The sequence below is a fragment of the Idiomarina sp. UBA4520 genome (assembly GCF_002388365.1).
Classification (GTDB): Bacteria; Pseudomonadota; Gammaproteobacteria; order Enterobacterales; family Alteromonadaceae; genus Idiomarina; species Idiomarina zobellii.
Map to the genome: position 1 here is coordinate 182,030 of NZ_DGMK01000020.1, position 17,687 is coordinate 199,716.

A 17,687-nucleotide genomic window follows, 5' to 3' on the forward strand; every position below is an offset into this window, starting at 1 on the left:
AGAATATGTTGAATCCATCCATTGAACGAAAACTTGAAGGTTTGCTTGAGCGTTACCAGGAAGTTCAGGCGCTGCTGGGTGAACCGGATGTTATTTCCGATCAGAACCGTTTTCGCGGGCTATCGAAAGAGTATTCACAGCTTGAAGAAGTCGTGGACTGCTTTGAGAAATATAAGCAAAACCAGGAAGACCAGGTCGCTGCTAAAGACATGGTCGAAGAAGACGACCCAGAAATGCGGGAAATGGCTCAGGAAGAGCTAAAGCAGGCGAAAGAAAACGAAACTGAGTTGGAACAGCAATTGCAAATTTTGTTGCTGCCTAAAGATCCCAACGATGATCGCAATTGCTACCTGGAAATTCGAGCGGGCGCTGGTGGTGATGAAGCTTCAATTTTTGCTGGTGACCTGTTTCGTATGTACAGCCGCTACGCAGAAAAACATGGCTGGAATATCTCTGTAGTCAGTGCCAATGAAGGTGACCACGGCGGCTATAAAGAAGTTATTGCACAAATGAATGGCGATGGCGCTTATGGCCGCATGAAATTTGAGTCAGGAGGTCATCGTGTGCAGCGCGTACCTGAAACTGAGTCACAAGGTCGTATCCACACATCGGCCTGTACGGTGGCTATTCTGCCAGAAATTCCGGAAGCCGAAGCCATAGAGATTAATCCGGCGGACTTACGTGTCGATACTTTCCGCGCATCGGGCGCCGGTGGTCAGCACGTTAACCGAACGGACTCGGCCATTCGTATTACGCACTTGCCGTCAGGCGTTGTTGTTGAATGTCAGGAAGAGCGTTCACAACATAAAAACCGAGCCAAAGCGATGTCAGTTCTGCAAGCTCGATTACAGAAAATCGAGGACGAAAAACGTCAGCAAGAAGAAGCAAGCACCCGTCGTAACTTAGTGGGCAGTGGTGACCGTTCAGAGCGTATTCGAACTTATAATTACCCGCAAAGTCGTGTCACTGACCACCGTATTAACTTAACCTTATATCGGCTGGATGAAGTGTTGCAGGGCGACTTGGATTTGATTATGGATCCGATTATTACTGAGCATCAGGCGGATCAGCTGGCGGCATTGTCTGAAGGACAAGAATGACCATAGAAGAAGCGCAACAGTGGGCGCGTCAGCAGCTAGCGCATAGTGATGACGTTAGGGCTGACGTTTTTGCGTTGTTGAGCTTTGTGTTGGACAAAAACAAAACGTACATAATGACATGGCCAGAGAAAGCCTTAACAGAAGTGCAATGGGAACGCTTTCAAACCTTGGTTAGTGATAGGGTTAAAGGTAAGCCGATAGCCTATATTACTGGGCGTAAAGAGTTTTGGTCGTTAGAACTTGAAACCAATGAAAGCACATTAATACCCAGGGGAGACACAGAAACTCTGGTAGAAGCAGCCTTGAGTTTAAACCTACCCGAGAACGCAAGAGTGCTGGATTTAGGCACCGGGACTGGTGCTATTGCTTTGGCGTTAAAGTCAGAAAAGCCGAATTGGCAGGTGCTTGGTTGCGATAAGAACGGAGACGCAGTGGCTTTGGCATCTCGCAATGCTAGACGTAACAGCCTCGATGTTGAGTTTTTTCAAAGCGATTGGTTCTCTAACGTGCCAACAGATAAGCCATTCGACTTAATTGTGTCTAACCCTCCTTATATTGAAGAAGCTGACCCGCACCTTAGCCAGGGCGATGTGCGGTTTGAGCCGTTAAGTGCTTTGGTAGCAAAAGGTGATGGTTTAGACGATATTAAGAACATTGTTGTTGGTGCATCATCATATCTTGTAAATGGCGGTTGGCTATTACTTGAGCAGGGATGGCAGCAGGCCGATAGTGTCATTGAGCTACTCTCAAAAAATGGTTATAAAAAGGTTAACCGCTGGCAGGATTATGCTAGTGTAGAGCGAGTATCAGGTGGACAATACGTCACGGCGGAGAGAGACAAGTAATGAGCAACCAGTTCATGTTTGCTGATGAAGCCAGCCAGCAAAATACAAAATTACCGACAGAATACTGGAAAATTCTAATTGTCGATGACGAGCCAGAGGTGCATGCGGTCACTAAATTGGCGTTGAACGACTTTAATTTCCTGGGGCGAGGTCTGAAGTTTTATAGTGCTTTTTCCGGGGAGGAAGCGAAAAAACTTATCGACGAGCATCCAGATGCGGCAATTCTCTTGCTGGACGTTGTTATGGAAACCGATGACGCGGGGCTTCAGGTTGCTCGTTATATTCGTGAGAAAGCGGATAATCATTTTACTCGCATTATCTTGCGAACAGGCCAGCCCGGCCAGGCGCCTGAGCGCACCGTTATTGTTAATTACGATATCAACGACTACAAATCGAAGACTGAATTAACCGCGCAAAAACTCTTTACGGCAGTGATGTCCTCGTTGCGTTCCTACCGCGATATTATGTCTATAGATCAAAGCCGTCATGGCTTGGAAAAAATTATTTCAGCATCAACAAACTTATACGCACTGCAGCCTATGAATAGTTTTGTTGATGGCTTAGTTCAGCAGTTAAGCTGGGTTATTGGGGGGGCGAAGCAAACCCTTTATGCGACGGCCAATGAAGAAGGAACGTCTTATAAAGTGTTAGCCGCGCATGGTGAAGACTCTCAGGTTAGTGTCGGGCAAACTCTGCGGTCGGTTATTCCCTCAAAAGCCTTAGCCGAGCTAGAAAACGTGATTGCTAACCATGGCTCGTTTTACGGTGATGACTTTGTACTGCTGTATTGCCGCAGTCATTGCCGAGCACATGGTTCGGTTTTATTTATTGGTGGCCGTTCTCGTACGTTAACAGCCGATGACCATCACGTATTGCAATTGTTTGCGGAAAACGTGCAGCTGGCGCAGGACAATGTTGTTTGTTTAGAAGACTCTGATCATTTCTTGGCGCGCTTAGCCGACCAGTTGATGCTGCACAATGCGAATCATTTTAATAATGTGCTGGATGGAAGCAGAGAAGGGCGCATAGCTTACCGGTTGTCACAAGCGGTTAATGCTGACGAGGCGGAAGCAACAGCTTTAGCCTGGTCGTTATTTGCACAAGCTCGGCCGTTGTTAGATTGTGCTTCGACGGCTGTTGCTGCTAACGAAACGACTTGCCAGCAGCGTGTTGCTCGTTCATTAAAAGCACTGACTCATGGTCAACATGACGCTACCCAAAAAGCACATCGTGCGTTAATGGAACGGTTAGAGCGCTGGGACGGCTTAGGTCTTCCTGAAGGGAAGCAAGGTAGCGATATTGCATTAAGCACTCAGGTGTTGTTACTGACCGAGCAGCTTGTGGACTGGTTTAAAGAAGAAACCAGCGATGCGGATATCAAAACACGACTCGATGATGAAAAAGGCCGTTACTACTCACCGGAATTTCTGGAGCAGGCTCTGAAGCTACTACCCGAACTTAGAAATCTTTAATTTATTATAAAGGGGTTATACTGTGTACGTTGTTTTTAAACACCTGCATGTTTTATTTGTTTTCATTTCTATTATTTTATTTCTATTCCGCTTTGTCTTGCGGTTGTTAGATTCTCCTGCATTACAGAAAAAATGGCTAAAAATAGTTCCTCACGTTAACGACACACTTCTACTGGCGAGTGCTATTGGCATTATGGTGACTGTCGGTATGTATCCAATAGAAGTGCCTTGGTTAACCGATAAAGTCATTGGTGTTATTGGCTACATTATTTTTGGTATTTTCGCCATGAAAGGCCAGTCTGCTGTGACGCGCTGGGTTGGTTTTGTTGGTGCTTGCGGCTGGATAGCGTTTTTATTGCATGTGGCTATGTCTAAAACACCATTAATTGCCGGCTAATTGAAAGGGAGTTTGTATGTTAGCACCGGAAACTGCAGTAACAGAGACTAGCGCGCTTATTACCAACGACGGCGTTATCGTCGGTTTATTAATGGCTATTTTGGGGTTCGTTTTTTATACCAATAATAGCGACCACCCGGCGTTTAAAAAGTTTTATCGCTTTGTTCCTGCGCTGTTACTTTGTTACTTCCTGCCGTCGTTACTCAATACGTTTGGAATTGTTGACGGTAATGCGACAGCAGTAACTGATATAACAATGGACTACTTACTGCCGGCCTGTATGGTGCTGCTAACCTTAAGCCTGGATTTAAAAGCGATTCTGGGGCTGGGGTCGAAAGCGCTAATACTGTTTCTAACCGGTACGTTCGGTATCGTGATTGGCGGCCCGATTGCGCTGCTTTTGGTGTCGCTCATATTTCCTGAAATGTTGGGTGGTGCAGGGCCAGACGCTGTTTGGCGCGGCATGACAACCATTGCCGGCAGCTGGATAGGCGGCGGTGCAAACCAAGCCGCAATGAAAGAAGTGTATGAAGTCGGTGGTGATATTTTCTCTGCTATGGTGACGGTGGATATTATTGTCGCTAACTTGTGGATGGCGGTATTGCTATATATGGCGGCCAATTCCAAGAAAATTGACGAGCGTACAGGGGCGGATACCTCGGCAATTGATGCTATTCGCCATAAAGTTGAAAAGTACGAGGCTGAACACGTTCGAAATCCTAGTTTGAGAGACCTAATGCTTATCTTAGCTATTGGTTTTGGCGTGGCTGGCATAGCTCACTTGTTAGCTGACTGGATTGCCCCCGCTATTGGTGAACATTACCCCGCGCTGAGCAAGTTCAGTTTAGATAGCTTGTTCTTCTGGGTTATCGTGCTTGCAACCGCAGGTGGTATCGCGCTGTCTTTTACTCGGGCACGCTCGTTGGAAGCGGCAGGGGCCTCTAAAATTGGTTCTGTTTTCGTCTATGTACTAGTAGCCAGCATTGGGCTACACATGGATGTGACTAAAATTGTGGAAGCACCCAAATATTTCCTTATTGGCGCTATCTGGATGATTATTCATGCGTCATTAATGCTGTTTGTTGCTAAACTTTTACGCGCCCCTGTTTTTTATATGGCAGTTGGCAGCCAGGCTAACGTTGGCGGAGCCGCTTCGGCTCCGGTGGTTGCATCAGCCTTTCACCCATCGTTGGCTCCGGTTGGGGTCTTGCTGGCAGTCATGGGCTATGCCCTCGGTACCTATATGGCGTATTTCTCGGGTCAAGTACTGCGTGTTGTTGGCAGTTAATTAAAAGGAATGACCATGATTTCAAAGTTAGCGTTAAATGATATTGAAATAGCCAATGACAGTCCCTTTGTTCTGTTTGGTGGAATGAATGTGCTGGAGTCTAGAGACTTGGCACTGCGAATCGCAGAACATTATGTTGAAGTAACGGACAAGCTTGGTATTCCTTACGTTTTTAAAGCGTCTTTTGACAAAGCAAACCGTTCATCGGTGCATTCCTTTCGTGGCCCTGGACTGGAAGAAGGGCTGCGCATTTTTGAGGAAGTAAAGCAGCAATTCAATGTGCCGCTTATAACCGATGTGCACGAGCCTCATCAGGCTAAGCCAGTGTCTGAAGTTGTCGATATCCTTCAACTACCGGCGTTTTTAGCGCGTCAAACAGACCTGGTTGTTGCTATGGCTGAAACGGGCGCCATGATTAACGTGAAAAAGCCTCAATTTTTAGCGCCACATGAAATGAAGCATATTATTAGCAAGTTCGCAGAAGCCGGTAATCAAAATATCATGCTGTGCGAACGAGGCTCGTGTTTTGGTTATAACAACCTGGTGGTTGATATGCTGGGTATGGATGAAATGAAGACCATGGCCCCGGTCATTTTCGATGCGACTCACGCGTTACAGCGCCCGGGTGGCCGCAGCGACTCAGCTGACGGACGCCGTGCTCAAGCAGCACAACTAGCGCGCTCTGGCATGGCTTTGGGTATTGCGGGCTTGTTTATTGAAGCACACCCTAACCCCGATGAAGCCAAGTGTGACGGGCCATGCGCTTTGCCACTACGCGCATTAGAAGATTACTTAAAGCAAATGAAAGCCGTTGACGACTTGGTGAAGTCATTCAGCGAATTGGATACGTCTAATTAGTCATGTCGCTTCAGGCCAGCAGCTCGCTTAAGCAAACGCCGCTTGATAAACGTCAGGCGATAAAGCTTCTATTAAAAGCCGTAGGCGGATTGCTGGCGCTGCTGTCTTTGGCATTACTGGCGCCATTTGTTATGGCCGTTATTAATGCGGAAAAAGAGCAGTGGACGTATTTAACATTGGCTATCATTGGTTTTGTGATTGGCGTTGCACTTTTCCTGCAGCCGGTTGGCGACGCGAAGCTTCGGGCCCGGCAAGTCTTTCTATTAACCACCTTGTGTTGGGTGTCGGCGAGCCTTTTTGCCACGCTGCCTTTTATTTTTGCCCAACCTTATCTCGATTTTTCCAGCGCATGGTTTGAGGCCATGTCAGCAATTACCACAACGGGAGCTACCGTTATTTCGGGGCTTGATGACCTGCCATCCAGTGTACTGTTGTGGCGAGCCATGCTGCAGTGGTTAGGCGGTATTGGAATCATCGTTATGGCCATGGCCATACTACCGTTTTTGCAGGTTGGTGGTATGCGTCTGTTCCAGGCTGAATCTTCCGACATGTCGGGCAAGTTTATGCCTCGCTCAAGCCACATGGTTTTAGCCATAGGCCGTGTTTATTTAATACTGACTGTTGCTGTTATTGCCTTATATCTTTTAGGCGGTATGAAAAGCTTTGATGCCTTTGTTCATGGTATGACAACCATAGGCACAGCCGGTTTCTCTAATTATGACGCCTCTTTCGGTCACTTTTCTGACACGCCATTTTTGGTCATAACGGGCACACTATTTATGGTCGCGGGGGCATTGCCTTTTGTTCTCTACATTCGAGCGCTGAAGGGCGATTATGAACCACTTTGGAAAGATACGCAGGTACGTGCCTTCGTGACCTTTCTAATGATTGCTATTGCCCTTATCACTCTAGTGCAGGTGGTGAAAGGCCGAGAGTTTGGTGACGCCCTCATGCACACCGCATTTAATGTTGTATCTGTGGTTACCACAACAGGGTATGCGACGGAAGATTATGGCAACTGGGGCAGTTGGTCTCTGATGGTTTTCTTCTACCTTATGTTCATTGGGGGGTGTACCGGCTCTACGGCCGGAGGCATGAAGATATTCCGTTTCCAGTTGTCACAATTACTGCTCAAAAAGCAGTTTAGTCAGCTTATTCATCCAAATTTAGTCAGAGTAGAGACCTACCAGGAACGAAGAGTTAACGACTCTTTGCTTGGCTCTATGGTGGCGTTCTGCTTTATGTACTTTTTACTTATAGCGGTTATTGCGTTAGGTCTGTCATTGTTTGATCTCGATTTTCTAACCGCTATTTCTGGTGCTGCATCCGCTGTGGGGAACGTTGGTCCGGGGCTTGGCGAAATTATTGGACCCGCAGGTAACTTTTCAAGCCTGGACGGTGGTGCCAAACTATTGCTGATATTTGCTATGTTAGCGGGGCGTTTGGAAATTATGACGGTGCTTATTTTATTCCACAGACATTACTGGAAGCACTAAAATAAATTTCAGCGAACACTTGCACGCTGAAACCACATGAATTAAATTAAACGCATGTTTAAATCATGCGTTTATTTATATCATGGCAGCACGCATTACGACTCAACAAAAAATACTCAACGCCGCTGAAGCGCTGTTTGCGCGAGACGGCTTTGAACAGACCTCTTTACGGCAGATCACCCACGAGGCGGGAGTGAATCTGGCTTCCGTAAACTATCATTTCGGCTCAAAAAAGGCGCTGATACAGGCAGTCATTGCCCGTTACCTAAGTGTTTTTATGCCTGCTTTAGAGGAACAGCTAAACGAAGCTGAAGCCCAAAAAGACTTAAAAACACAGGCGTTATTTGAGCGTTTCAAACTTCCGCTTGCTAAGTTGACTCAAATCAACAAGCGCGGTCCCGATACTTTTTTACGATTACTGGGCTTTGCTTATTCTGAAATACAGGGGCACTTGCGTAAGTACACTCAGCAAGAGTACGGCAATGTATTACAACACTTACTGCAGCTTTTAAAGCGCACAAATCCGCATTTAGACGAGCAACAAATGTTTTGGCGTCTGCATTTTGTGTTGGGCTCTGTGGTCTTTGCTCAGGTATCCGGGCAAGCACTTATAGAAATAGCGCAGGCTGAGTTTAATCAGCAAATTGGCGCACAAGATGTTATTGACCAACTTATTCCGTTTGTGTCTGGCGGGCTCGAAAATTCGTAAATAAACTGTCGTAAGACTGAGATTTGACTACACTTTCATTGTGATGGTGCACTGGAGATAACCATGGAAATTCTCATTTTGTTGTTGGTTTTAGTAGTACTGGTATTTGCAGTCGGAGATATCCGTCGCAGCCTTATTACAAAACCTGTTTTTGCTATCTTTAAGCGTATTTTGCCACCAATGTCGGATACCGAGCGAGAGGCTATGGAAGCTGGTGACGTATGGTGGGATGGCGAGCTGTTTAAAGGTCGCCCAGACTGGCAGAAGCTGCTGGATATGCCCCAGCCGAAGCTTACTCAGGAAGAACAGGACTTTATCGATAACCAGTTGAATACCTTGCTGGATATGATCGATGACTTCAAAATTGTGCAGCAAGACAGAGACTTGCCAAAACAAGTATGGGACTTTCTGAGAAAAGAACGTTTCTTTGCCATGATCATTGGTAAAGAGCATGGTGGTTTAGACTTTTCTCCAGCGGCTAACTCGTACATTGTGTCGCGTATTGCCAGCCGTTCAATTAGCGCCGCAGTGTCGGTTATGGTGCCTAACTCACTAGGCCCGGGCGAATTGCTGACGCATTATGGTACTAAAGAACAAAAAGAGTATTGGTTGCCTCGTTTAGCCGATGGTACCGATATTCCATGCTTCGCCTTAACGGGCCCTGAAGCCGGGTCTGATGCAGGCTCCATTCCGGACGAAGGCATTATCTGCAAAGGTGAGCACGAGGGCGAAGAAGTTGTTGGTATTCGTCTGAACTGGTCAAAGCGTTACATTACTCTGGCTCCTTCAGCTACGGTTCTGGGTCTTGCGTTTAAATTGTACGACCCGGAAGGTTTAATGGGCGACAAAAAAGACATAGGCATTACTTGTGCGCTTATTCCAACCAGTCACAAAGGTGTGGAAATTGGTGACCGCCATTTCCCATTGAATCAGGCGTTTTTAAACGGTACGACTTACGGTAAAGACGTATTTATTCCGCTGAAATGGATTATTGGTGGTGAAGACTACGCCGGTAAAGGTTGGCGTATGCTGGTCGAATGCTTGTCAGCTGGTCGGGGCATTTCACTGCCAGCACTGGCAACGGCATCGGGTCATGTTACTCAACGAATGACAGGTGCATATGCCTACGTACGCCAACAGTTTGGTCTGCCTATTGGTATGTTTGAGGGCGTGCAGTCATCAATGGGTAAAATTGGTGGTACGAACTATATTCTTGAATCCATGCGCCGCTTAACAATTTCATCGTTGTGCCAGGGCATGAGCCCGTCAGTTGTGACGGCAATGACCAAGTATCACATGACGGAAATGGGGCGTGAAGTTATTGAACACGCAATGGATATTCATGCCGGTAAGGGCATTCAGTTGGGGCCACATAACTACCTGGGCCACAATTACATGGCAACGCCGGTTTCTATTACGGTAGAAGGAGCTAACATTCTAACCCGTAACCTGATGATTTTTGGTCAGGGGGCGACTCGTTGTCACCCTTATGTGCTCAAAGAAATGCAAGCTGCAGCCAACCCGAATGAAGACGAAGGTATGCGAGAATTTGACGGCTTGTTGATGAAGCACATTGGCTTTGCCACCAGCAACGTATTTGGAAGTCTGTGGTTGGGTCTAACAGGCGCACGTTTTGGTGAGTCTCCGGTTAGCGGTGAAACGGCTCAGTATTACCGTAAACTGGGTCGTATGAGTCGCGGTTTAGCATTAGCGTCAGATATCTCAATGCTGATGATGGGCGGTGACTTGAAGCGTAAAGAAATGATTTCTGCGCGTCTGGGTGACGTTTTAAGTCATTTATACATGGGCTCTGCGGTGTTGAAACGCTTTGAAGACGAAGGGCGTCAGGTGGCTGACTTGCCGTATGTGCACTATGCATTGCAACATCACCTGCACAGCATTGCTGAAGCGTTTTATGGCTTCTTCGATAACTTCCCGAATCGCACTGTCGCCTGGATGATGCGCTTAGTGATATTCCCGCTGGGTAATCACTTTAAGAAGCCAAAAGACGACACCTTGCAGGAAATTAGCCTAAGCATGATGGAGCCGGGCGTCACGCGTGATCGCCACACCTTCCTGTGTTACTGGAAAGACGACAAGAACGATCCGACCGGTCACATGGAAAAAGCGTTTTTATCAATGCTGGAAATGAAGTCGGTTTACAAAACGCTTCGCAAGGCTCAGAAACGCGGTGAATTGTCGGCTAACCTAAACGGTCAGGAACTTGCCGATGCCGCTTTAGAAAAGGGCTTAGTGGATAAAGAAACTGCTGAGAAGCTGGCAGAAACCGAAGAGCTGCGGTTGCTTGCTATTGGGGTCGATAGTTTCGCGCCGGGCATTCTGGAAAATAACCAGTTTTACACGGCAAAAGGTGACTTGAGAAAAGCGGCGGTCAGAGACTGACCACCGCATTTATTTCAACTTAATAAAGTGTTCGACGTTTGTCTTTTAAGTTGAACACTGGGTCCACAAAAGAGCGCTGTTGAGCGCTCTTTTTCGTTTCTGCGCTCGCACTTGCTGTTGCCGGACAACTGCCTGTTTCAATATAGCTGTATGCCGCACCGGTCAGCGGATCTTGCTCGCTTCCCCAATCCGCAATAATTTGGTCCTCAACTTCACAGGTAGGAGCCAAGCCGTCGTAATACTGGCCCTCGCCCTCAGCGTTCACTGTTTCAAAGTTAATAGCGAAAGTCACTTTGTCACACAACTGTTCAGGCTGCTGGCCGACAGGTTTACCACACGTATTTTCACCAATAGTGACAACATTCACGTAAGGTTTTAAAGAGTTAATGATAATTTCCGAAGAAGAGCAGCTGCTGCCAGTCGTTAAAACATAGACCGTATCTAAGTCGAGCTGCTGCGTGCCGTCGACTAAGCGGAACGGAAGAGTTTCGTTTTTATCGCTGTTTTGCTCATTAAAGCGGTAAGTTAAAAAGGTTTCGCCCAGTACGTTATTGCCTGCCGCCTGGCTGGAGGTTTGGTTGGCGTAACGAATGAGGCCACCACCGTTGTAGCGCACATCGATAATTAAATGATCAACGCCTTCGCTTGCGAACAAGTCAAAAGCTTCGTTTAAGTCACTGCCCGTGCGGTTAATGAAGGAGTCGAGAGTGAAGTAACCGGCAGTGTCTCCGTTATCGAGCACTGTGGTTTGTGCGCCCATGACAGTGTTGGTTTCAACTTCAACTTTGCTTAGAACATCGGTTTGCTCTGTACCGTCTGGTTTTTCCCAGGTGAGTTTCTTGCTCAGACCTTCTTCGTTTGGCCCTAAGGCATCATCAAATTCGCCGCTGGCGATTAGCTCAGCGACTGGCACATCGTCAATGGCAATTAGTTCGTCGGCGCGTTCTATGCCCGCCGTAGCAGCCGGAGAGTCGTTATAAACAAAGCGAATTTTCACGCGAGTATCGCTTATTTGCTCCATCGAAAAACCGAACCCAAAGTAGGTGGCGTTGACAAACAATTGTTCGTACTCTTCCTCGGTTAAAATGTAGCTGTAGCGGTCTTCCGGCACACGCAACTCTTCAAGAACCGCATAAACATCGTCAAAAGCTTCCGGGTCAATACTGTCCTGTAGTTGGTCAGCCCAGAAGTAGTCCTCTTTCATGTAATTGAAAAAGCGTTGGTTTTGGTCTTCGACAGAGCAGGTGGCGTAGTTTGAGTCATCAGAGCCGCCAGAACCACCAGTTCCGCCGGTATTTGAGCTGCTGTCAGAGCCCCCACAGGCTGATAACGCACCAGCCATGCTTAATAGCAATAAGGATTTATTAAAGGTCATACTGCGTCTCGAGTGTTGTAAAAATGTTAACTGACAATTTACCACAGAGAACGAAAAGATGAACACCCAGCGTGGCGCTTTTTATTGCATCGTGGCACACTGCCGACACTGACTATTGACCGTTAAACACAGACGGAGAACAACGACGTTATGGCACAAGTCATGATAGACATTGAGGGCACCGAGCTAACGCCAGAAGACAAAAAGCTTTTAGCGCAGCCTTCTGTTAATGGACTGATACTGTTTACACGCAATTTTGCGTCAGCCGAGCAGTTGGTTCGTTTAACTCAGGAAGCACGTATGGCGGCCGCTAAACCATTGCTTATTGCGGTTGACCACGAAGGCGGGCGTGTACAGCGGTTTCGCCAGGGTTTTAGTGCGATTCCGGCAATGGGGTCGTTGCGCCGCATTGAGAATGCGGACGAACGCCACCGCGCTGCACGAGACTTAGGTTGGCTCATGGCAGCAGAAGTACAGGCTGTCGGCATAGATATTAGCTTTGCGCCGGTGCTAGATGTTGATGACTGCAGCGAAGTGATTGGCGACCGGGCATTTTCTGATGTCCCTTCAGAGATTTCTGAGCTCGCCTCTGCGTTTATTGAGGGCATGCATGAAGCCGGTATGGCCTCCACCGGCAAACATTTCCCGGGGCATGGCTCGGTGCAGGCTGACTCACACATTGCTATTCCGGAAGACGACCGCACACTGGAGCAAATTCGGGCGCATGACTTAAAGCCGTTTTTGTCATTAAGCCAAAAGCTTGATGGCATAATGCCGGCACACGTTATTTACCCGAAAATTGACCCACAGCCCGCTGGCTTTAGTGAGTTTTGGCTGCAACAAATATTGCGTAATGAACTGCAATTTAACGGCACCATTTTCAGTGATGACTTGTCGATGCAGGGCGCGACTGTCGCGGGCGACATGCAGCAAAGGGCGTTGGCCGCATTGAATGCAGGCTGCGATATGATACTGGTTTGTAATGACAGAGCAGGGGCTTTACAGGTACTCGACGCAGAGCTTCCGGCAACCGAGCCAGAAAGTGCTCAGCGTGTTCAACGTATGCTGATGAGCGAGTCCGCTGTTGGTCTGGAAGAGTTGAAGCGCACCGAGCGCTGGCAACAAGCACAGCGCTGGCTTTCAGTGGCTAATTAAGCTTCGTAAGGAATGGGGTCTTCAACGCCGTTGGCAGCGAAGGCCTCTAAACGCTCCACACAGGCACCACACTTACCACAAGCTTTGTCACGACCGTTATAGCACGTCCAGGTTTGGCTGTAGTCCAGGCCCATTTTCAGGCCATCGGCTAAAATTGCGTTTTTATCGACGTCTAAATAAGGCGCATGAACAGCTACCGGTTCGTAATTGGCCATTTTACTGACCACATCCATTTGGCGCACAAACTCCGGGCGACAGTCCGGGTAAATAGCGTGGTCGCCTGAGTGAGCGCCGTAATACACCGCAGAAGCTTCCTGAGACACCGCATAACCAATGGCTAGCGACAACAAAATCATATTGCGGTTGGGTACCACCGTCGACTTCATCGACTCTTCTTCGTAGTGTCCCTCGGGAATATCAATGTCGTCGGTTAATGAACTGCCGGACAGTAGTTGGTTAATGGCAGTAATATCGACTACTTTATGCGGAATTCCATGCTGTTTACAGACGTTAGCGGCAAGTTCTAGCTCTTTCACATGGCGCTGACCGTAGTTAAACGACAGTGCCAACACCTCATTACCTTCCTGCAATGCTTTGTGCAACACCGTAAACGAGTCCATTCCACCTGAATAAATAACAACGACCTTTTGCGACATGCTGTAACTCTCCGTATAATCTGCGGTCTATCCACCTTAATAGAAGCTATTTTAACGAAAGCTATGTCTTACCGCATCAACGAAATTTTCGAGACCCTGCAGGGCGAGGGCACCTTTACCGGTGTGCCATCCATATTTGTGCGCTTGCAAGGCTGCCCAGTGGGTTGTCCGTGGTGCGACACCCAACATACCTGGGAAACCAACGACAGCGACAAAGTTAGCGTCGACGAGATGATGGCAAAAACCGCAGCCTCCTCCAAATGGGCAGAAATGACTGCCGAAGACATAGTGAAACGCTTTGAACAAGAAGGTTACGCCGCCAAACACGTGGTCATAACCGGCGGCGAGCCCGCTATGTTCGACTTGCTGCCACTAGGTGAAGCTCTAGAAGCCAAAGGCTACCAGCTGCAAATAGAAACCAGCGGCACCTTCGAGCTAAAAGTGACCAACAACACATGGGTAACAGTGTCGCCTAAGTTAGATATGCCGGGCGGCTACCTGGTGCGCCCAGACTGCATGGCGCGCGCTAACGAAATAAAACACCCGGTTGCCATGCAAAAACACATAGATGCTTTAGATTCACTGCTAAAACGTTGCCCCCCCAAAGCCGACGCTATTATTTGCCTGCAACCCATAAGCCAGCGCCCACGCGCCACCGAGCTTGCTATGCAAACCTGTATTGAACGCAACTGGCGCTTGTCCGTGCAGATGCATAAATATCTCAATATTGAGTAAGACATTGACTACTCGTGCTCTGACCCTCTGAAAGTCGATCTATACTTCCTGTCCTAACTCGCCAAGTAAGGCAAATTTTGACAGGAGGTTTTATGAAACGGAAGTCCATTTCACGCAGTCGCGGTCAGGGAATGACCGAATACATTATTATTGTTGCGCTTATTGCAGTAGCTGCAATTGGCGTCTATTCACTGTTCGGCAAAGCTATACGTAACCAAGTTGCTGGCCTGGCTCAGGAAATGACCGGGCAGTCATCTAGTCAACAACTCAACAGAGCCAGACAGTCGTCCCGCCGTGCAGGAACTGTTGCTGACACTGATGTAAACCTCGGCAATTATGACGAGGCGACCGAACAGGGCGACAACTAAAATGTTGGGCTTTCGAAAGAAGCAAACAGGGCAAACGTTGGTCATGATGACCGGCGTTTTGCTCTTGGTCGCAAGTTTACTATTTGCTGTGACCGATATGGGCAAACACGCACGCCAACAGTTTTACCTGCAAAGCGTCGCTGACAACGCTGCATATAGTGCCGCAGTAGCCATGTCGAGGCAGATGAACTTCATGGCTCTTACCAACCGAGCGCTCATAGGCAACCAAGTTGCAATTGCCCAGTGGGTTGGCCTGGCAAGTTATCTGGCCATGTTGGATCGCACCGCAGAAAACCTTGAAACCATTACCTCGTTTATTCCTTACGTAGCTCAAATAACCCGAGCTATATCGATGATTGTTGAACGCATTGAGGAGAGCTTTGCGGAAGTGGCTAGTCGGTTGGTTGCGTTTCAAACCTTTGTCATTCGGGGTATATCGTTTGCCCAAAGAGCACTGGATGCAAATTTTGTTATACAGCTACCTTTACTGATAAATGATGTGGTTTCAGAGCACTCCGAAGAATTAAATTGGAATGCTTTCCATGGTGGAGGAGTTCTACCCTTTCCCAGTTTGTGGTCGTTAAAAGCAGACTATAAGTCTACTGAAAATGAAGAAAACTCTCAGTTCCTTGAACGCCTGACTATAAAAAGCTTAGACCCTTTTAGCCTAACCAGAAGTTATGACTGGGTCGATTTATATAGCTTTAAAGTAGCTAAAAGCGGTGGAACAGAAGTAACCAGAAATAATAACGGTGGTTGGGATTGGCATGGACTTGATTCGGTGTCGCTTCATACGAGACGGTGGTTAATTGGTGGCTTCCGTGAAACGCTTCCTATGGGGTGGGGAGCAAAAGCCCAAGATCAGCGCAGATACCGTCGGTCAAATTATGGCGGAGCTTTTTCGGTTAACTCTATGTCCTCCAGTTTTGGGCTCTCTCAAATGGGATCTCTTAACGTGGAGCAGGATAGTTTTGGCTACATGAGGTTAAATAATTTACTAGTTTCTAGCATGGATTCGGTGATAGTGAAAATCGATAACGGAGAGCAAACTGCTTATGCCAAGGCGATGACCAAATTCACTAGGCCTAAGCATATATTTCCTCGCTCCGACTCAAGAGTCGAAATGGATAACTTATTTAACTCACTTTGGGAAGCTAGCTTGAAGCCTCTGAGTAGCATAGATAAGGCGGTGTTTGGTGGACAAGAGTTTATCTAGATATGTATTTGGCCAAAGTGCTACAGAATGCTTAGTGGCTCTTAGTTTACTTGTCGTTATTTTAGGATCGCTTAGTGGTTTATTAGTTCCAGCATCAGAAGACAGTGAGAAGTTGTTAAAACTATCCAGGCAGGTTGTGTGGGAGAAAGTTAGAGATCGTGAAAAAACTCAAGTAAGCGGGAACTATCGACTAAACAACTATTTGGGCAGTGTTATTGGACTTATTGATGACTTAGTTCCAGTTGAACTAGAAGGTACAAACTTAAGAATGACAAAGACAAACTATATTCCGAAGTTCGGGATGGTTCGACTGACTGATAGTTGGGAGCCTAAACATCGAGATGGCCTAGTAAAGCGTCCTGCTTCACTAGTAATTAACAACGTACTTTCTGGAGAGGTTATGGAAACAATTCAAGACGGTCTTGGAAGAGCCTTTTTAGCAAAAGAGTTAGAGTCTGACTCGTTAATATTTGGTCACATCGATCCAGATGTGGTTCCGGAAAGCTCGATAAGAGAGAGGTAGTTATGGATTTACCAGATGTATTTGATGATTGGTCGTGGAGCCAACAGTCAATCAGTTCCCTTGAAAGTATAGTTGCTTACCATCTTGAGGCTCCAAGTGAACCTAACTGGGATAAAATTGAGGCAGAATATCCTGGCTGCATAGGTGCAGAAACTTCCATGTGGATGTGCCTTCAAGAAGATTCCCATCTGACATTATTCGAGCCGACTGAGGGACGCTGGATATTGGCTTCAGTGCCATTAGTTTTCAAAGAAAACTCTATAGAAGGGCCAATGATGCCGCTGCACTTTGTGGAGCGTGACGATGAGAAAGTATGGGCCTATTACTCCCTTTTTAATATGCAAGGCACTAAATCGTTTATGCGCTTTGAGCACGGTAAAAATGTCGAGTCTGTCAAATCATCTGAAACAGAGGAAGATATTTGGTTGCTTAAAGGTGATTTGGGCAAGCTTACCTTCTCGCAGCAAGGCGAGTTAGTAATTGTTACGCATGCCGTGTCAGCTGATTCAACAGTTTACTCTGAGAACCTTCGTGATGAACAAACAGACGTTAAAAGAGACAAGCGGCCGTCCTTTTTTGATGACTGGTCATGGTCTCAAAAATCGATAAGTGCTCACGAAGAAATAATGGGGTACCACCTAGATAATCCTCAATATCCAGATTGGGAAGAAATTAGAAAAGACTATCCATGGTGTGTAGGTGGTGATGTTGTTCCTTGGATTTGCGACATCGACGGTGTGGAGTGGACTTTCTACGAAGGAAAAAATGGTCAGTGGGTGTTAGTTGCTAATAACGACTATATAGGGCCTGACGTAGTAGAAATGCCGAACATGAGGATATACCAAGAATCGAATGAAAAAGAAGATATCCGAGTGTACTTATCCCCTGGAGATATGGAGCTTTCTCAACAAGGACTGCTTTTTGTGAATAATCAAAAAATTGAGTCTTTCGAATCTTTTAAAGTAGATAACGATGTGTGGAATTTGCGGAATAACTTGGGAAGAGTAACTTTTACCCCAGCTGGAAAGTTTGTGGTAGTTGTTCATAGCGTTCCAAAAACAGCGAATTAACTTAGCGATAAAATAACGAGC

Annotated in this window: 17 protein-coding genes; 15 read left to right on the forward strand and 2 right to left on the reverse strand. The window is 47.0% G+C overall.

Going from position 1 to position 17,687, the window contains the following annotated elements; all coding sequences use genetic code 11:
• The first annotated feature begins 5 nt into the window (after positions 1-5).
• The 9 genes from prfA to B3850_RS09245 all read left to right on the forward strand — a co-directional run bounded on the left by prfA (position 6) and on the right by B3850_RS09245 (position 10,568).
• Positions 6-1,100, forward strand: a complete 1,095-nt coding sequence (prfA, locus tag B3850_RS09205; RefSeq protein ID WP_414654255.1) for a peptide chain release factor 1 — start codon at positions 6-8, stop codon at positions 1,098-1,100.
• Positions 1,097-1,945 (forward strand): peptide chain release factor N(5)-glutamine methyltransferase, encoded by an 849-nt coding sequence (gene prmC, locus B3850_RS09210; protein WP_286911672.1) that lies wholly within the window; start codon positions 1,097-1,099, stop codon positions 1,943-1,945. Before prfA ends, prmC begins: the two co-directional genes overlap by 4 nt.
• The gene (locus tag B3850_RS09215) at positions 1,945-3,417 is read left to right on the forward strand and encodes a DUF3369 domain-containing protein (protein ID WP_053952770.1); all 1,473 of its coding nucleotides are present in this window, start codon (positions 1,945-1,947) and stop codon (positions 3,415-3,417) included. Before prmC ends, B3850_RS09215 begins: the two co-directional genes overlap by 1 nt.
• Before the next feature lie 22 nt (positions 3,418-3,439).
• The gene (locus B3850_RS09220) at positions 3,440-3,814 is read left to right on the forward strand and encodes a SirB2 family protein (RefSeq protein ID WP_053952769.1); all 375 of its coding nucleotides are present in this window, start codon (positions 3,440-3,442) and stop codon (positions 3,812-3,814) included.
• Between the two features lie 16 nt (positions 3,815-3,830).
• Positions 3,831-5,102 carry a DUF819 domain-containing protein gene (locus B3850_RS09225; RefSeq protein ID WP_053952768.1) on the forward strand — a complete coding sequence of 424 codons (1,272 nt, stop codon included), beginning with the start codon at positions 3,831-3,833 and terminating at the stop codon, positions 5,100-5,102.
• A gap of 15 nt (positions 5,103-5,117) precedes the next feature.
• Positions 5,118-5,960 (forward strand): 3-deoxy-8-phosphooctulonate synthase, encoded by an 843-nt coding sequence (kdsA, locus tag B3850_RS09230; protein WP_053952767.1) that lies wholly within the window; start codon positions 5,118-5,120, stop codon positions 5,958-5,960.
• A gap of 2 nt (positions 5,961-5,962) precedes the next feature.
• Positions 5,963-7,456, forward strand: a complete 1,494-nt coding sequence (locus B3850_RS09235; RefSeq protein ID WP_053952766.1) for a TrkH family potassium uptake protein — start codon at positions 5,963-5,965, stop codon at positions 7,454-7,456.
• Positions 7,457-7,538: 82 nt separating this feature from the next.
• Complete coding sequence (locus B3850_RS09240; RefSeq protein WP_053952765.1) at positions 7,539-8,165, forward strand: TetR/AcrR family transcriptional regulator; 627 nt, start codon at positions 7,539-7,541, stop codon at positions 8,163-8,165.
• 63 nt (positions 8,166-8,228) lie between these two features.
• Positions 8,229-10,568: an acyl-CoA dehydrogenase gene (locus B3850_RS09245; protein WP_286911673.1), complete on the forward strand. Its 2,340-nt coding sequence runs from the start codon at positions 8,229-8,231 to the stop codon at positions 10,566-10,568.
• Positions 10,569-10,587: 19 nt separating this feature from the next.
• Here B3850_RS09245 and B3850_RS09250 read toward each other — a convergent pair whose 3' ends face one another.
• The gene (locus B3850_RS09250) at positions 10,588-11,943 is read right to left on the reverse strand and encodes a S41 family peptidase (RefSeq protein WP_286874847.1); all 1,356 of its coding nucleotides are present in this window, start codon (positions 11,941-11,943) and stop codon (positions 10,588-10,590) included.
• A 150-nt stretch (positions 11,944-12,093) separates the two neighbouring features.
• Between B3850_RS09250 and nagZ the strand changes: the two genes are divergently transcribed.
• Positions 12,094-13,098 (forward strand): beta-N-acetylhexosaminidase, encoded by a 1,005-nt coding sequence (nagZ, locus tag B3850_RS09255; RefSeq protein ID WP_286874849.1) that lies wholly within the window; start codon positions 12,094-12,096, stop codon positions 13,096-13,098.
• Here nagZ and queC read toward each other — a convergent pair.
• On the reverse strand, positions 13,095-13,754 hold the full coding sequence (queC, locus tag B3850_RS09260; protein WP_058579378.1) for a 7-cyano-7-deazaguanine synthase QueC: 660 nt from the start codon (positions 13,752-13,754) through the stop codon (positions 13,095-13,097). The two genes, nagZ and queC, sit on opposite strands and share 4 nt — an antisense overlap.
• 63 nt (positions 13,755-13,817) lie before the next feature.
• On the opposite strand from queC, the gene queE reads away from it, so the two are divergent.
• From queE to B3850_RS09285, 5 genes are all read left to right on the forward strand, one after another.
• Positions 13,818-14,489, forward strand: coding sequence for a 7-carboxy-7-deazaguanine synthase QueE (gene queE, locus B3850_RS09265; RefSeq protein ID WP_058579377.1), 672 nt, complete (start codon positions 13,818-13,820; stop codon positions 14,487-14,489).
• Between the two features lie 92 nt (positions 14,490-14,581).
• Entirely contained in the window at positions 14,582-14,857 is a 276-nt protein-coding gene (locus B3850_RS09270; protein WP_058579376.1) for a Flp family type IVb pilin, read from the forward strand.
• A gap of 1 nt (position 14,858) precedes the next feature.
• Positions 14,859-16,073 carry a TadE/TadG family type IV pilus assembly protein gene (locus tag B3850_RS09275; RefSeq protein ID WP_286911674.1) on the forward strand — a complete coding sequence of 405 codons (1,215 nt, stop codon included), beginning with the start codon at positions 14,859-14,861 and terminating at the stop codon, positions 16,071-16,073.
• A complete protein-coding gene (locus B3850_RS09280) occupies positions 16,054-16,596 on the forward strand; it encodes a hypothetical protein (RefSeq protein WP_053952757.1) in 543 nt (180 codons plus the stop codon). Before B3850_RS09275 ends, B3850_RS09280 begins: the two co-directional genes overlap by 20 nt.
• A gap of 2 nt (positions 16,597-16,598) precedes the next feature.
• A complete protein-coding gene (locus B3850_RS09285; protein ID WP_053952756.1) occupies positions 16,599-17,666 on the forward strand; it encodes a hypothetical protein in 1,068 nt (355 codons plus the stop codon).
• Positions 17,667-17,687: the final 21 nt, after the last annotated feature.

Coding starts and splice junctions, on each gene's coding strand:
- prmC (WP_286911672.1), top strand. CDS start 1,097: ATGACCATAGAAGAAGCGCAACAGTGGGCGCGTCAGCAGCTAGCGCAT.
- B3850_RS09225 (WP_053952768.1), top strand. CDS start 3,831: ATGTTAGCACCGGAAACTGCAGTAACAGAGACTAGCGCGCTTATTACC.
- B3850_RS09245 (WP_286911673.1), top strand. CDS start 8,229: ATGGAAATTCTCATTTTGTTGTTGGTTTTAGTAGTACTGGTATTTGCA.
- nagZ (WP_286874849.1), top strand. CDS start 12,094: ATGGCACAAGTCATGATAGACATTGAGGGCACCGAGCTAACGCCAGAA.
- B3850_RS09275 (WP_286911674.1), top strand. CDS start 14,859: ATGTTGGGCTTTCGAAAGAAGCAAACAGGGCAAACGTTGGTCATGATG.
- queC (WP_058579378.1), bottom strand. CDS start 13,754: ATGTCGCAAAAGGTCGTTGTTATTTATTCAGGTGGAATGGACTCGTTT.
- B3850_RS09270 (WP_058579376.1), top strand. CDS start 14,582: ATGAAACGGAAGTCCATTTCACGCAGTCGCGGTCAGGGAATGACCGAA.
- queE (WP_058579377.1), top strand. CDS start 13,818: ATGTCTTACCGCATCAACGAAATTTTCGAGACCCTGCAGGGCGAGGGC.
- kdsA (WP_053952767.1), top strand. CDS start 5,118: ATGATTTCAAAGTTAGCGTTAAATGATATTGAAATAGCCAATGACAGT.
- B3850_RS09285 (WP_053952756.1), top strand. CDS start 16,599: ATGGATTTACCAGATGTATTTGATGATTGGTCGTGGAGCCAACAGTCA.
- prfA (WP_414654255.1), top strand. CDS start 6: ATGTTGAATCCATCCATTGAACGAAAACTTGAAGGTTTGCTTGAGCGT.
- B3850_RS09235 (WP_053952766.1), top strand. CDS start 5,963: ATGTCGCTTCAGGCCAGCAGCTCGCTTAAGCAAACGCCGCTTGATAAA.
- B3850_RS09250 (WP_286874847.1), bottom strand. CDS start 11,943: ATGACCTTTAATAAATCCTTATTGCTATTAAGCATGGCTGGTGCGTTA.
- B3850_RS09240 (WP_053952765.1), top strand. CDS start 7,539: ATGGCAGCACGCATTACGACTCAACAAAAAATACTCAACGCCGCTGAA.
- B3850_RS09215 (WP_053952770.1), top strand. CDS start 1,945: ATGAGCAACCAGTTCATGTTTGCTGATGAAGCCAGCCAGCAAAATACA.